We start from the raw sequence: 14135 nt of genomic DNA, 5'->3' as shown, positions 1-14135 counted from the left end.
ACGGCCCTGGCGTGCACCCGCGTGCCAGGGTCGCCGACGTATGAGGAGAGAACGTGCCGATCGAGACCGCTGCCTCGGTGGTCGCCCAGGTTCCCGACGACGCCCCGCTGCTGGCCGTCCCTTACGACTCCGCGCTCGCCCCGGCGCTCCGGCTCGACCTGCACGTGCCGGTCGCCGGGCTGCTCGCGCACTACGAGGCCGAGGGAGAAGCGGGCGAGGTCGTCGAGGTCCCGGTGGCCAGGGGCGACGGCGTCGGCCGCGTCCTGCTCTACGGGGTGGGCGACGGCTCTCCGCGAGCCCTGCGCAAGGCCGCGGCCACGCTGACCCGCCGCGCCCGCGGCAAGGAGTCGCTGGCCGTGGTCACGCCCGAGGGCGACCCGCGGGCCTTCGCCGAGGCCGCGCTGCTGGCCGCCTACTCGTTCAAGATCGGTTCGGCGGGGAAGCGGCCGGTGGGCGCGATCACCTTCGTCGGCGCCGACGAGGAGCAGGTCCGCAGGGGCGAGAGCGTGGCGCGGGCCGTCGCGCTGGCCCGCGACCTGGCCAACATGCCGTCGTCGGTCAAGGGCCCGTCGTGGCTGGCCGAGCGGGCCGCCGAGCAGGGCGTCCCGATCCGCGTCTGGGACGAGGAGCAGCTCCAGGCCGAGGGGTTCGGCGGCCTCCTGGCCGTCGGCCGCGGCTCGGCCCGGCCGCCGCGGCTCATCCAGCTCTCCTACACTCCCGACGAGCCCGCCGAGCGCCACGTGGTGCTGGTCGGCAAGGGCATCACCTTCGACTCGGGCGGGCTGTCGCTCAAGCCCACCGAGAACATGAAGACGCAGAAGACCGACATGGCCGGCGGCGCCGTGGTGATCGCCGTGATGGGCGCGCTGGCCCGGCTCGGCCTCCCGATCCGGGTGACGGGCCTGGTGGCCGCCGCCGAGAACATGCCGTCCGGCACGGCCCAGCGCCCCGGCGACGTGATCAGACCGTACGGCGGGCGCACCGTCGAGGTGCTCAACACCGACGCCGAGGGGCGCCTGGTGCTGGCCGACGCGCTCGCCTACGCCGACGCCCGGCTCGACCCCGACGTGGTCGTCGACGTCGCCACGCTCACCGGCGCCGTCACCGTCGCGCTCGGCCGCCACCGCGGCGGCCTCTACGCCTCCGACGACGAGCTGGCCAAGCGGCTGCTGGAGGCCGGGGAGGCCAGCGGCGACCGGCTGTGGCGGCTGCCGCTGATCGACGACTACGCCGGGGCGCTGGAGTCGCCGGTAGCCGATCTGGCCAACGTCGAGATCGGCTCCCGTTACGGCGCCGGTTCGATCACGGCCGCGCTGTTCCTGCGCGAGTTCGCCGGCGACCGGCCGTGGGCCCACCTCGACATCGCCGGGGTGGGGCGGAGCACGGTCGACGAAGGGCTCCTGACCAAGGGCGCCACCGGGTTCGGCGTGCGCGTGCTGCTGGAGTGGCTGTCCGGGCTGTGACGCGCCTCAGCCGGAGACCTTGACCGCGGCCAGCAGGCCGTCGCCGAGCGGTATGAGCAGCGACCGCAGCCGGTCATCGGCCTGCACGAGCTTGCCCAGCTCGCGCAGCGACACGGTGTCGGGGTCGCGCTGGGCGGGGTCGGCCACCCTGTTGTGCCAGAGCACGTTGTCGAAGGCCACGATGCCGCCGACGCGGAGCAGGCGGACCGCCTCGGAGAGATAGTCGGCGTACTCCTGCTTGGCCGCGTCGGCGAAGACCAGGTCGTAGCCGCCGTCGGAGAGCCGCGGCAGCACGTCGAGCGCCCGTCCGGTGATCAGCCGCACCCGGCCGCCCGAGAAGCCCGCCTCCGCGAACGCCTGCCGGGCGAGCCGCTGGTGCTCGGGCTCGACGTCGACGCTCGTGAGCGTGCCGTCGGCGCGCATGCCCCGCAGCAGCCACAGCCCCGAGACGCCGCAGCCGGTGCCGACCTCGACCACCGACTTGGCGTTGATCGCGGTGGCGAGGAAGCAGAGCGCCGCGCCGCCGCCGGGAAGGATGGGCGGGGCACCCATCTCCAGCCCGCGCTGCCGCGCCGCGTGCAGGATCTCATCCTCGTGATGGAACTGCTCCGCATAGGCCAGAGTGGCCTCCAACGGACTGGTCATCGGCCTCCTCCCCCCACTTTCGTGCGATTGGTCACCGATCGCAGCCTAGGGGAGTAGTGCCGGGACGGGAACTCAGGAGGGCCTCGAGGCGTTGCAGGTTTAAACGGGCTTTGCCGGTCCGGATGGCAGCGAGTGCGCACGAAGGGACAAAACCAGGCACTATGACGGTAGCGGTGGTCCCAGAGAGAGGAGTGCTGGTGGACGAAAGTGACCACCAGGCCGATACTCCGTTGTCCGATGTCCCCGGCATGGTCCCCGAACCGGAATGGACCCCTCCCACCTGGGAGGAAGTGGTGCGGACCCACTCCGCGCGTGTCTACCGGCTGGCGTACCGTCTCACCGGCAACGTCCACGACGCGGAGGATCTCACCCAGGAGGTCTTCGTCCGGGTCTTCCGATCTTTGTCCAGTTACACCCCCGGCACGTTCGAGGGCTGGCTGCACCGGATCACGACCAACCTGTTCCTCGACATGGCGCGGCGCAAGCAGCGCATCAGGTTCGAGGGACTGGCCGACGACGCGGCCGAGCGGCTTCGCGGCCGGGAGCCGTCGCCGGCGCAGGCCCTGCACGACGCTCACCTGGAGCCTGACATCCAGGCCGCTCTCGACGCGCTCGCACCCGAGTTCCGGGCGGCGATCGTGCTGTGTGACATCGAGGGATTGTCCTACGAAGAGATCGCGGCCACGCTCGGCGTCAAGCTGGGAACGGTCAGAAGCCGGATTCACCGTGGCCGGGCACAGTTGCGCGAGGCGCTCGAACATCGGGCACCCCGTAATTCCCAACTCCCCCCGACCGTAACCCGTGGGGAGGAAGTCTGACATGGCTCACCTTGAAGAACGCATATCCGCGCTCGTCGACGGCGAACTCAATCACGCCGAGCGAGAGCGCGCGCTGGCCCACCTGACGTTCTGCGCCGACTGCAGGAGAGAAGTGGAGTCGGTGCGGGCGCTCAAGTCCCGCCTGCGCTCGCTGGAGACCCCCGCGCTGCCCGCGGACCTCACCATGTCGCTGCTGCGCATGGCCGAGCCCGGCGGTCCGCTGCCGCCCAGGGAGCGGCCTTTCCCTACGCGTACGTTCGGAGGGGTGCCCATCCCGGGGCCGCACAGCATCGCCCCTTTGGACAACCGGCCCCGAAGGAACGGCACTGGTGGCGCCTCCTCGGGCCCTGGCCGCGCGACTAGGCGCGGCACGTACGTCGCCGTCAGCGTCGTGTCGGCGGCCGTGGCGCTCGGCACGTTCTTCGCCGTCTCCGGCGTCGGGCAGAACACCCAGACCCCGCCGGTCGAGCTCGTCAAGCGCGTGCAGCCGACGCCCACGGGCGCGCCGTCCACCGCCACTCCTTGAGACCGATCCCGGCTGGGATACTCGTGATGGCGTAGTCCATGGCGTGAGGGGCATACGATCTGAGATCGGGATATGTCAGGAGAATCGGGCTGACAATTGCTTTACAGCACCCGTATGCCGTACAGACCATGGTTGCGGTGTCGTGAGCAAGGAGTGGTGGATTAGATGACCGACGAGACGCGCCCCGAAGGACGCACGCCGTCGGGACACCCTGAGCCACAGGGCCGGCCGGAGTTCCTCCCCGCCGGAGACCGGCAGGACGGGCGGCCGCCCGCCCCCGGCGGTGACGACGCCGGCGAGACCTCCGTCTTCGGCACCTCCCACCCCTACGACGAGCCGGCCCGCCCGGGCGACACCCGCGCGTACGAGCCCCCCGGCCCGTCCCCCGCCTTCGGCCACCCCAGCGGCGAGAGCCCGTCCTTCGGCAACCCGAGCGTCTTCGGCCACCCCGGCGGCGAAGGCCCGTCCTTCGGCCATCCGGGTGGCGAGCGTCCGTCCTTCGGCAACCCCGGCGGCGAGGGTTCGTCCTTCGGGCATCCCGGTGGTGAAGGACCGCGCTTCGGTGGTCCGGCCGGCGAGAACGCGTACGCGACCGGCGAGTGGCCGTTCTTCGGCAGCGGCGAGAAGCGCCCCGGCTCCTTCACCAACCCCAGCGGCGAGGGCCCGTTCGGCGGGAGCGGCCCGCCACCGCCGCCGAACGCCCTGCCCATGGGCGCCAACTGGGCGCCGCCGCCCGGCGCCACCAGGGTCGCGGCCCCCCGCCGCGGCCCCAGCACCCCGATGCTGCTCGTGCTGGCCCTGGTCGTCGCCCTGGTCGCGTCCGGGCTCGGCAGCGTCGGCACCTACCTGCTGACCCGCCCGAGCGGCAGCACCGACCCCTCCTACAGCCTCGGCCCCATCCCCACGGGCAACGTCGACCGCGCCCCCACCTCCGTCGCCGGCGTGGCCGCGCGGGTGCTGCCCAGCGTGGTCTCGCTGGAGGTCGGCAACGGCAGCAACACCGAGGGCGCCTCCGGCTCCGGGTTCCTGATCAAGAACGGGTACGTGGTGACGAACAACCACGTGGTGGCCCTGGCCGCCGGCGGCGGCGACATCAAGATCATGTTCAACAACCGCAAGACCACGACGGCCCGCATCGTCGGCCGCGACCCCGGCTCCGACCTCGCGGTGCTCAAGCCCGAGGAGACGTTCGGCACTCCCGAGATCACGCTCGGCAACTCCGACCAGGTGGTCGTGGGCGACCCCGTCATCGCGATCGGCTCGCCGCTGGGCCTGACCGGCACCGTCACCACCGGCATCGTCAGCTCGCTCAACCGGCCGGTCATCGCCGGCGACGAGAGCGGCGGGGGCGGCGAGGAGACCGCGTACATCAGCGCCATCCAGACCGACGCCGCCATCAACCCCGGCAACTCGGGCGGCCCGCTCGTCAACGGCCGCGGCGAGGTCGTCGGCGTCAACTCGGCGATCGCCACCCTCAGCCGGTCCATGACGAGCCAGAGCGGCAGCATCGGCCTCGGCTTCGCCATCCCGGTCAACCAGACGCGCCGCGTCGCCGAGGAGCTCATCACCACCGGCAAGGCCAAGCGTCCCAAGATCGGCATCGTGCTCGACACCGAATACCGCGGCGAGGGCGTACGCATCGCCTCCGGCATCCAGAACGGCCGCCCGCCGATCGACGAGGGCGGCCCGGCGGAGAAGGCCGGGCTCAAGCCCGGCGACATCATCCTTGAGGTCGACGGCCTGCGCCTCCAGGACGGCAACGAGCTCATCGCGCTGATCCGCAGCAAGGCGCCGGGCGCGAAGATCAACATCAAGTACGAGCGCGACAACGAGGAACGCACGGCCACCCTCGTGGTCAGCGCCGACGCTCCCACGCCCACTCCGTCCTGATCTCGCGCGCTCCCGCCGAAGGGAACCCCCTCGGGTGTGGCGCCGTGACGCGTGCCTCGGGGGGCAACCCGAAGGGGCCCCTCGGGTGAGGCGCCGTGACGCGTGCCTCCGGCCCGCTCGGCTGAAAAGCCGGGGGAGGTCCTGGAGCCTCTTCGGAGGCGGGATTCGTCCGCGAGGAGGAGACCGAGCTACCCGTTAGAGCCCTTAGTCTGTGGGATAGCCGGGGTTGTCCCCGGGGCGGTTGACTGCTTGGAGCTGACGGTGTTCGGACTTGGCTGGCTGGAAGTCGGCGCGCTGATCATTATCGCGCTGCTGGTCTTCGGCCCGGATAAGCTGCCACAGGCGGCTTCCCAGGCCGGGAAGACCCTGCGCAACCTGCGCCGCATGGCCAACAACGCGCGTGACGACCTGCGGGCCGGCCTGGGGCCCGAGTTCTCCAATTTCGACCCGGCCGACCTCAATCCGCGCAACTTCGTCCGCAAGCATCTGCTGGAGGACGACGAGGACGACTGGAAGAAGCCGGCCGCGGCCGAGCTGGAGCCCGCCGACACCGTCCCGGTGGGCGGCGAGCTGGGCGTGGGCGAGATCCCCCCGTACGACAACGAGGCGACCTGACCCACGCCCGTCGCGGGGTCAGCCCCGGTTGGGCGAGAGCCCGAGCTGCATGCCCTTGAGGCTCGACGAGCGCTTGCCGAGCGTGGCCGCGATCGAGCGGAGCTGCGTCGCGGCGGGGGAGTCGGGGTCGGTGAGCACCAGCGGCTTGCCTTCGTCGCCGCCCTCGCGCAGCCGCAGGTCGATCGGGACCTGGCCGAGCAGCGGCACGCGCGCGCCGAGGATGCGGGTCAGCGCGTCGGCGACCGTCTGGCCGCCGCCCTCGCCGAAGACGGCGATGCGCTCGTCACAGTGGGGGCAGGGCAGCCAGGCCATGTTCTCGATGACGCCGGCGATCTGCTGGTGGGTCTGCGCCGCGATGGAGCCGGCCCGCTCGGCCACCTCGGCGGCGGCCATCTGCGGGGTGGTGACGACCAGGATCTCGGCCCCGGGCAGCCGCTGGGCCACCGAGATCGCGATGTCGCCGGTGCCGGGCGGCAGGTCGAGCAGCAGGACGTCCAGGTCGCCCCAGTAGACGTCGGCGAGGAACTGGTGGAGCGCCCGGTCGAGCATCGGCCCGCGCCACACGACGGGGGTGTTGCCCTCGGGCTTGAACATGCCGACCGAGATGACCTTGATGTCATGGGCCATCGGCGGCATGATCATGTCTTCGACCTTGGTGGGCCGTTCGGCCGCGCCCAGCATGCGGGGGACGCTGTGGCCGTAGATGTCGGCGTCGACGATGCCGACCTTCATCCCGCTCGCGGCCATGGCGGCGGCGAGGTTGACCGTCACGGACGACTTGCCGACGCCGCCCTTGCCGCTGGCCACCGCGAAGACGCGGGTCAGCGAGCCGGGCTTGTTGAACGGGATCTCCTTCTCGGGACCCCGGTCGCCGCGGAGCTTGGTCTGCAGCTCCTTGCGCTGCTCCTGGCTCATCACGTCGAGTTCGAGCTCGACGGCGCTGACGCCGTCGACCTTGGCGACCGCGGCGGTGACGTCGCGCCGGATGGTGTCCTTCATCGGGCAGCCGGCGACCGTGAGGTAGACGCCGACGCGCACCTTGCCGTCTGCGGCGATGTCGACGCCCTTGACCATGCCGAGGTCGGTGATCGGGCGGCGGATCTCGGGGTCGATGACGGTGGCGAGGGCGGCCGTCACCTGGTCCTGGGTTGGTGCCATCGAAGTCTCGGCACGCCCGGGTGAGGGGGTGCCGTCCCTCCTTTGCCGGTATATGTGTGACAGGCGCTGGACGCCAGTTGAGGATGCCCCTCCATGGTATGAACCTGGAAGCCGGTCCCGTTAATCCAGTCGGATCCGTCGGTTTTCCGGGCAGCCCTCCAAGGTTACTCCCTGGCTCCCACGGCGTCAGCGCCGCTCCTTGAGCTCCTCGCTCAGCCGCTGCAGTTCGGAGCGCAGGTAGTCGCGGGTCGTCACCTCGCCGAGCGCCAGCCGCAGCCCGGCGATCTCGCGGGTGAGGTACTCGACGTCGGCGCGGTTGCGCTCGCCCGTCTCCCGGTCCTGCTCGTACTGGACGCGGTCGCGGTCGTCCTGCCGGTTCTGCGCGAGCAGGATCAGCGGGGCCGCGTACGAGGCCTGCAGCGACAGCATGAGCGTGAGGAAGATGAACGGGTACGGGTCGAACTGGAACCGGGCCGGGGCGGCGACGTTCCAGCTCACCCAGACCGCCACGAACACGGTCATGTAGACCAGGAAGCGCGCGGTGCCGAGGAAGCGGGCGATGCGCTCCGCCAGCCGCCCGAACACCTCGGGGTCGTAGTGCGGGCGCAGCGAGCGGCGCAGTTCGCGGGGCTGGTCCAGGCGTTCGGTGGTCACGTCAGAGCCTCTCGCGCCAGTCTTCGGGCAGCAGATGGTCGAGGACGTCGTCGACGGTCACCGCGCCGACGAGCCGGGCGTGCTCGTCGACGACCGGGGCCGCGACGAGGTTGTAGAAGGCCAGGTAGGCGGCCACGTCGTGGAGCGGCAAGTCCGGTTTGATCGGGTCGATCGACGGGTCGATGACGCTGCCGAGGAGGGTGGAGGGCGGGTCGCGGAGCAGCCGCTGGAAGTGGCTCATGCCGAGGTAGCGGCCGGTCGGGGTCTCGTTGGGCGGCCGGGTGATGAACACCTGGGCCGCCACCGAGGGAGTCAGCTCCTTCTGCCGGACGTGCGCGAGCGCCTCGGCGACCGTGCTGGTCGGGGGCAGGATGACCGGATCGGTGGTCATCAGGCCGCCGGCGGTGTCGTGCGGGTAGGTGAGCAGCCGCCGCACCGGGGCGGCCTCCTCCGGCTCCATCAGCGCCAACAGCGCGGCCGCCTGCTCCGGGGGCAGGTCGTGGAGCAGGTCGGCGGCGTCGTCGGGGCCCATCTCCTCCAGCACGTCGGCGGCCCGCTCCGGTTCGAGCGTGCGCAGGATGCCGACCTGGTCGCCGGGCGGCAGCTCCTCCAGCACGTCGGCCAGCCGGTTGTCGTCGAGCGCGCGGGCCACCTCCTCGCGCCTCTTGCCGGACAGCTCGTGCAGCGCGCTGGCCAGGTCGGCGGCGCGCAGCGACTCGAACGAGGCGATCAGCCCGGCGGCGCCCTGGTCCTTCTGCAGGATGTCGAAGCCCGACACCTCGCTCCAGTCGACCACCCGCGCGTCACGCCGCCTGCCCCGGTGGACCGCGATCCGGGTCACCTGCCACTCGGACCGCTTGACCTCGGCGACGGCCACGTCGTAGACGGTCATCGGCTCGCCGTCGACCCGCACGGTCAGGTCGAGCATCTCGCCGATCACCAGGGTCTCGGTGGGCCGCTGCTCGAACCGGCGGACGTTGAGCCTGCCGGTGAAGATCACCGCGCCCGCCTGGATGCCCCGTACGCGGGTGATGGGCAGGAACACCCGGCGGCGCGGGCGGACCTCGACCACCATGCCGTGCACCCGGGGCGGGCGCGTGCCGCGCAGCCCGACCACCACGTCTCTGATGCGCCCGATCTGGTCGCCCGCCGGGTCGAAGACCGGCGTGCCTGCCAGGCGGGCGACAAAGATCTGCACGTCAGCAGGCTAACAGTGCTATGGCATTGCGCCGCGGACCCCCGGCGTGTCAGTATCAAACCCGCTAAACAGTGATTACTTCTCACGGGGGTTCGCGTGCGCTACGCGGGACTCGCGATGGCGTTCGCGTCCTCGCTCTGCTTCGCCTTCTCCGGGCCCATGGCCAAGTATCTCAACGAGGCCGGCCTGGCGCCGCTGGAGGCGGTCTGGGTGCGGATGGCCGGCGCCGGGCTGCTGCTGCTCGCCGTGCTGGCCGTGGTGAAGCCGTCCGCGCTGCGGATCGCCCGCTCGCGGCTCCCGTTCTTCGCGGTGTACGCGATCGTCGCCGTCGCCGGTGTGCAGTCACTGTACTTCGCGGCCATCACCCGGCTGCCCGTGGGGATCGCCCTGCTGCTGGAGTTCATGGCGCCGGTGATGGTGGTGGCGTGGGTGCGGATCGTGCGCAAGATCCGGCTGGCCAGGGCCGCCTATATCGGCGCGGTCATGGCCGTGGCCGGGCTGGCCATCGTGGTCGAGGCCTGGGAGGGCATCCGGCTGGACGTGATCGGGCTGGTGCTGGCGCTGATGGCCGGGGCGTGCTGCGCCGGATATTTCCTGATGAGCGATAGCTTCGGGGACGACGTCGACCCGCTCGGCCTGATCGCCTGGGGCATGACCGGCGCCGCCGTCGTGCTCGCCCCCATCTCCCAGCCCTGGAACATCCCCTGGGACGCCTTCACCCTGACCGTCGCGCCGGCCGGCGGCGCCACGCTCCCGGTGCTCGGCGCGTACCTCTGGATGGTGCTGGCCGCCACCGTCGTCGCCTACATCCTCGGGGTGAACGCGGTGCGCAGGCTCTCGGCGGCCGTGGGCGCGACCGTCGCCTCGCTGGAGGTCATCGCCGGCGCGGTCGTGGCCTGGCTGCTGCTCGGCCAGGCGCTCGGCGCGTATCAGATCCTGGGCGGGGCCATCGTGCTGACGGGCGCGCTCCTCGCGCAGACCGCGACCGTCAGCCGTCAGGCGCCCGCGCTCGCCGAGCCGGTCGCGCCCGTGGACGTGGGCGTGAGCCGCAGCACCGTCGACTCCTGAGCCCAGCGCCCGGGCAGGCCCTCGCTGTCGCGGGCGTTGAGCCGCTCCTTGGCCAGCACGGCCACCACCTCGGGCGCCGCCGCCTGATCGACGACCGCCACGGCGGCGTCGAACTCCACCAGCCGGGCCCCGTTGTCCTTGCTGCGCAGCGTGACCCGTACGCGCTCACGGCTGGTCAGCCCCGGCAGCTCCTGCTCCTCGCCGCCGGTCACCAGATAGATCGCGCCGTCGTGCCACGCGTGCCAGGCCAGTCGCGGCCGGTCGAGATCGAGCCAGAGGATGCCGGACTTCTTGGCGCCCTCCTCGATTGCCAGGGTGTTGTCGGTCACAGCTTGAATGTAACCGGCCCGGGTGCCGTTACGGTGTGGCTCATGTTGCGTTCGCGTAGATCCGTCCTGGCCGTGCCCGGTAGCAACCCCCGGTTCGTGGAGAAGGCCCGCGGCCTGCCCGTCGACGAGGTGTTCCTGGACCTGGAGGACGCGGTCGCGCCGCTGGCCAAGGAGGAGGCGCGGCGCAACGTGGTGGCCGCGCTGCGCGAGGGCGGCTGGGACGGCAAGACCGTCGCGGTGCGGGTCAACGACCTGGCGACGCAGTGGGCGTACAAGGACGTGATCGAGGTCGTCGAGGGCGCCGGCGACCGGCTCGACTGCCTGATCCTGCCCAAGGTGCAGGACCCGACCGAGGTCGTGTGGCTCGACACCCTGCTCACGCAGATCGAGAAGGCCATGGGTTACGCACCCGGCAGGATCGGCATCGAGGCGCAGATCGAGAACGCGCGCGGGCTGGTGAACGCCGACGCCATCGCGGGCTCGTCCGGACGGCTGGAGACGCTGGTCTTCGGGCCGGCCGACTTCATGGCCTCGATCAACATGCGCACCCTCGTGGTGGGCGAGCAGCCGCCCGGTTACGAGGAGGGCGACGCCTACCACTACATCCTCATGCGCCTGCTCATGGCCGCCCGTACGCATGACCTCCAGGTCATCGACGGCCCCTACCTGCAGATCAAGGACGTCGACGGGTTCCGCAGGGCCGCCCGCCGCTCGGCCGCGCTCGGCTACGACGGCAAGTGGGTGCTCCACCCGCTGCAGGTCGACGCGGCCAACGAGGTGTTCTCGCCGCCGCAGGACGACTACGACCGCGCGGAGCTCATCCTCGACGCGTACGAGCACTACACGACGGTCGAGAAGCGCGGCGCGGCCATGCTCGGCGACGAGATGATCGACGAGGCGTCCAGGAAGATGGCGCTCGTCGTCGCGGCCAAGGGACGGGCCGCCGGGCTGAAGCGCACCACGCGCTTCAGCCCGGAGGGTTAGACCTTCAGCCCGACCGCGGTGAAGAACCAGAACGACGAGGTCAGCCAGAGACCGACGAGCGCGGCGAACACCAGCCCGCCGATCACCGGCAGGGTCCAGCCGGGGGCGTCCTCCTTGCGCAGGGCCAGCATCTTCGTGGTGAACACCCCGTAGAAGAAGCAGCCGAGCAGCGAGTGGACCATCACCCTCGGCACGTCGTACTGCAGGCCGAGCGCGTACAGGCAGTGGAAGGCCACCGGGATCGTGAGCAGGAACGCCAGCCTGCCCGACCACCGGTGGACCCCGGCGGGGATGTCCACCCCGAGCTTGCCCCACATCGACAGGGCCGAGACGACCTGCACCACGGCCAGCGCCGCCGAGGCCGTGGTCAGCCAGACCTTCATCGGCAGCGCGGCCGAGAAGCCCGCGACGCCGACGGCGAAGCCGGTGGGGGCGTGCACGCGCCCGTACACGCCGAGCGCGACCATGAGGACGCCGCCGGCCAGCAGCGGCACCAGCAGCGAGACGGCGCCGCGGGCAGGGCGGTGGTGGAGGGCGGTCATGACATCTCCTCGATGAAGCCGTCGACGTCCTCGGGGGTGACCGTGGCCCCGTTGACGGAGACGGGGCTGGTCGGGTCGTCGCCGTCGAGCCGCGGGATGTCCACCGGCTCGCCGTCCTGGGAGGCGGCGCCGACCTGCGTGTAGCCGCCCGACGGGTTCCTCACCACGATCCAGCCCGCGCGGACCTGGGCGCCCCTGACGACGGCGCTGGCCCGGTACAGGCCTGAGGGCTTCTTGGCGGTGCCGGCGACGAAGCTCCACTTCCTGCCGCCGACGGCGACCTGCCCCTCGGCCCCGCCGTCACCGAGCTCGGCCTTGACCGTGGCCTTCCCCGAGCCCTTCAGGGTCAGCCGGTCGCTGGTCGCGTTCCCCTTGAACCAGGCCTCGGTTTTGCCGTCGCAGAAGTATCCGACGGCCTTGCCGTCGCGGATCGAGATCGCGATGAGGCCGCCGTTGTCCTTCACCCGGCCCGCGTAGTCGGCCTTCTCCGGCACGACCGGCTCCGGCTCCTCGAACGTCGGCGTCTCACTGGGCGAGGGCTCGGCCGCGGCCGTCTCCTCGCCGGTTTCCGGTGATCGCGTCGCCTCATCGGCGGTGGCGACGGCCTGCTCCGCCGCCGGCGCCGCGGTGATGCTGGCGACACCCAGCCCCGCGGCGAGCACCGCGCCCGCCGCCAGGGTGACGATAGGTCCCAGCCTTGACATGGCTTGCTCCCAGGGTCGACATGCGTACGTCCCGAGCATCCGCCGAAAAGGCCGCGCCGTCTGTGAACTATTGCGCACCGGATGGACAGAATATGGAGATGCAGGATAATCCCGAGCCTTCACCAGGCCCTTACGGCGGTCCGCCGGCGGGCTATTACCCGTACCCGCCGCCACGGCCGTCCTGGTACGCGCCCGTGCCGCGTGACGCGCGGTACGACCAGCTCGCCAGGACCCCGGTCAGCCGGGTGTGGCGGCAGGTCGTGGGCACCCTCGCGGTCGCGGCCGCGTTCTTCGTCATCGGCGCGATCGTGCTGCTGGCGGGGGTGATCATCGGGGCCGTCCTGGGCATCCCGCAGCCCGAGCGGCCCGAGCAGATCTCCGGCGATCCGGTGTACGGGATGATCCTGCTGCTGTTGTCGATCGCGGCCGTGCTCCCGGTGGTGTTCGGCGTGGCCGCCTTGGTGCAGCGGCGGCGGCCGGGGACGCTCTCGTCCGTGGCCGGGCGGGTGCGCTGGTCGTGGCTGCTGATCTGCGTGGGCGCGGCGGTGCTGTCGATGGTGCTGGCCCAGATCGCCCAGGTGGTCCTGCTGGTCGCCACGGGGGAGCGGACCGAGGGCATCTTCGGGTGGACCGGGTGGGAGCGGTTCCTGCCGGCGCTCGTCGTCATCGTGCTGCTCGTGCCTTTCCAGGCGGCCACCGAGGAGTACCTGTTCCGGGGGTGGCTGCTGCAGGCGTTCGGGGCTCACCTGCGCAACCCGTGGTGGGGGATCGTGATCAGCTCGGTGCTGTTCGCGTCGTTGCACGGATACCAGTGGGCGGGGCTGCTCGACGTGTTCGCCTTCGGCCTGGCCATGGCGGTCCTGACGGTGTGGACCGGCGGTCTGGAGGCGGCCATCGCGCTGCACGTGCTGAACAACACGGTGGCGTTCGGCATCAGCGCGGCGGCGGGGCAGCTGGACCAGGCGCTGGATCAGGCGTCGGTGCCGGTGCCGTGGCAGTCGCTCGTGGGGACCGTCGTGCAGCTGGGAGTGTTCATCCTCCTGGTGCTCTATTTCGCTAAAAAGCGGTCAATCAGCACTACTTCTGGATAAATCAACCGGTGGGTGCCGGGAATCTCGCTAGAGAGGTCTCGCCATTCCGGCTCCGGCGTGCTGGTCTGGTTCTTGTGGACTCGGGCGTACGAGATGAGGGGTGATCGTTTCGGGCGGCGGGGTAGGAGTAGTCGTTGTGCGAGCGATCCTGTGGCGCGATGCCGGAGGAGGGGACGCGAAGGTCGAATTCAGTCCATATAGCGCATATGTTCGGATAAGTCATCCTTGGAACGGTCCCCCTGTTCCTGCCGGTTCCGCCGAGCAGACTCGAACCCGACCCTTCGAGCCGACCGGCCCGCCCGCTCCGGGCCCCGTCCCGCTCGACCCGTCCGACTAGGAGGTACGGCGCGTGGCCTCCGGCGCCAGTGACCAGCATCGGCAGCCGCCAGACGACCCTCGTCCCGGCGACGCCCCAGCCCCGGACTCACCCCCCGCCGACGAACCCGCCTC

At 71.3% G+C, this 14135-nt stretch carries 15 protein-coding genes; 8 read left to right on the top strand and 7 right to left on the bottom strand.

The window, feature by feature from the left end; all coding sequences use genetic code 11:
* Window positions 1-53: 53 nt before the first annotated feature.
* Entirely contained in the window at window positions 54-1463 is a 1410-nt protein-coding gene (locus AB0K05_RS23140; protein WP_148029252.1) for a leucyl aminopeptidase, read from the top strand.
* Between the two features lie 6 nt (window positions 1464-1469).
* Here AB0K05_RS23140 and AB0K05_RS23135 read toward each other — a convergent pair whose 3' ends face one another.
* The gene (locus AB0K05_RS23135) at window positions 1470-2108 is read right to left on the bottom strand and encodes an O-methyltransferase (protein ID WP_364231514.1); all 639 of its coding nucleotides are present in this window, start codon (window positions 2106-2108) and stop codon (window positions 1470-1472) included.
* A gap of 161 nt (window positions 2109-2269) precedes the next feature.
* On the opposite strand from AB0K05_RS23135, the gene sigE reads away from it, so the two are divergent.
* From sigE to AB0K05_RS23115, 4 genes are all read left to right on the top strand, one after another.
* The gene (gene sigE / locus AB0K05_RS23130) at window positions 2270-2926 is read left to right on the top strand and encodes an RNA polymerase sigma factor SigE (RefSeq protein ID WP_148029254.1); all 657 of its coding nucleotides are present in this window, start codon (window positions 2270-2272) and stop codon (window positions 2924-2926) included.
* A gap of 1 nt (window position 2927) precedes the next feature.
* Window positions 2928-3452: a zf-HC2 domain-containing protein gene (locus AB0K05_RS23125; protein ID WP_148029255.1), complete on the top strand. Its 525-nt coding sequence runs from the start codon at window positions 2928-2930 to the stop codon at window positions 3450-3452.
* Window positions 3453-3617: 165 nt separating this feature from the next.
* Complete coding sequence (locus AB0K05_RS23120) at window positions 3618-5342, top strand: trypsin-like peptidase domain-containing protein (RefSeq protein ID WP_364231511.1); 1725 nt, start codon at window positions 3618-3620, stop codon at window positions 5340-5342.
* Between the two features lie 261 nt (window positions 5343-5603).
* On the top strand, window positions 5604-5957 hold the full coding sequence (locus AB0K05_RS23115; protein WP_148029257.1) for a sec-independent translocase: 354 nt from the start codon (window positions 5604-5606) through the stop codon (window positions 5955-5957).
* An 18-nt stretch (window positions 5958-5975) separates the two neighbouring features.
* Here the strand turns inward: AB0K05_RS23115 and AB0K05_RS23110 are convergent, their stop codons facing one another.
* The 3 genes from AB0K05_RS23110 to AB0K05_RS23100 form a co-directional block, all read right to left on the bottom strand.
* Window positions 5976-7115 (bottom strand): Mrp/NBP35 family ATP-binding protein, encoded by a 1140-nt coding sequence (locus AB0K05_RS23110; RefSeq protein WP_148029258.1) that lies wholly within the window; start codon window positions 7113-7115, stop codon window positions 5976-5978.
* Window positions 7116-7301: 186 nt separating this feature from the next.
* On the bottom strand, window positions 7302-7769 hold the full coding sequence (locus tag AB0K05_RS23105; RefSeq protein ID WP_364231508.1) for a DUF1003 domain-containing protein: 468 nt from the start codon (window positions 7767-7769) through the stop codon (window positions 7302-7304).
* Between the two features lies 1 nt (window position 7770).
* A complete protein-coding gene (locus AB0K05_RS23100; RefSeq protein WP_364231505.1) occupies window positions 7771-8967 on the bottom strand; it encodes a CBS domain-containing protein in 1197 nt (398 codons plus the stop codon).
* Window positions 8968-9063: 96 nt separating this feature from the next.
* On the opposite strand from AB0K05_RS23100, the gene AB0K05_RS23095 reads away from it, so the two are divergent.
* A complete protein-coding gene (locus AB0K05_RS23095; protein ID WP_364231502.1) occupies window positions 9064-10035 on the top strand; it encodes an EamA family transporter in 972 nt (323 codons plus the stop codon).
* Here the strand turns inward: AB0K05_RS23095 and AB0K05_RS23090 are convergent.
* Complete coding sequence (locus AB0K05_RS23090; RefSeq protein WP_364231499.1) at window positions 9963-10364, bottom strand: hypothetical protein; 402 nt, start codon at window positions 10362-10364, stop codon at window positions 9963-9965. The genes AB0K05_RS23095 and AB0K05_RS23090 overlap by 73 nt on opposite strands.
* A gap of 42 nt (window positions 10365-10406) precedes the next feature.
* On the opposite strand from AB0K05_RS23090, the gene AB0K05_RS23085 reads away from it, so the two are divergent.
* Complete coding sequence (locus tag AB0K05_RS23085) at window positions 10407-11348, top strand: CoA ester lyase (RefSeq protein ID WP_364231496.1); 942 nt, start codon at window positions 10407-10409, stop codon at window positions 11346-11348.
* Here AB0K05_RS23085 and AB0K05_RS23080 read toward each other — a convergent pair.
* Together AB0K05_RS23080 and AB0K05_RS23075 are read right to left on the bottom strand one after the other, a co-directional pair.
* Window positions 11345-11890 (bottom strand): DUF6529 family protein, encoded by a 546-nt coding sequence (locus AB0K05_RS23080; protein WP_148029262.1) that lies wholly within the window; start codon window positions 11888-11890, stop codon window positions 11345-11347. The genes AB0K05_RS23085 and AB0K05_RS23080 overlap by 4 nt on opposite strands.
* Window positions 11887-12594: a hypothetical protein gene (locus AB0K05_RS23075; RefSeq protein ID WP_148029263.1), complete on the bottom strand. Its 708-nt coding sequence runs from the start codon at window positions 12592-12594 to the stop codon at window positions 11887-11889. The genes AB0K05_RS23080 and AB0K05_RS23075 overlap by 4 nt, the downstream gene beginning before the upstream one ends.
* Before the next feature lie 98 nt (window positions 12595-12692).
* Between AB0K05_RS23075 and AB0K05_RS23070 the strand changes: the two genes are divergently transcribed.
* Window positions 12693-13685, top strand: coding sequence for a CPBP family intramembrane glutamic endopeptidase (locus AB0K05_RS23070; RefSeq protein ID WP_187280949.1), 993 nt, complete (start codon window positions 12693-12695; stop codon window positions 13683-13685).
* The last annotated feature ends 450 nt before the right edge of the window (window positions 13686-14135 follow it).

This window comes from Nonomuraea sp. NPDC049486 (genome assembly GCF_040676925.1).
In the GTDB taxonomy this organism is placed as follows: Bacteria; Actinomycetota; Actinomycetes; order Streptosporangiales; family Streptosporangiaceae; genus Nonomuraea; species Nonomuraea ferruginea.
The sequence above is the reverse complement of the archived record's forward strand: the minus strand, read 5'-3'. Positions and strand labels throughout refer to the sequence as shown.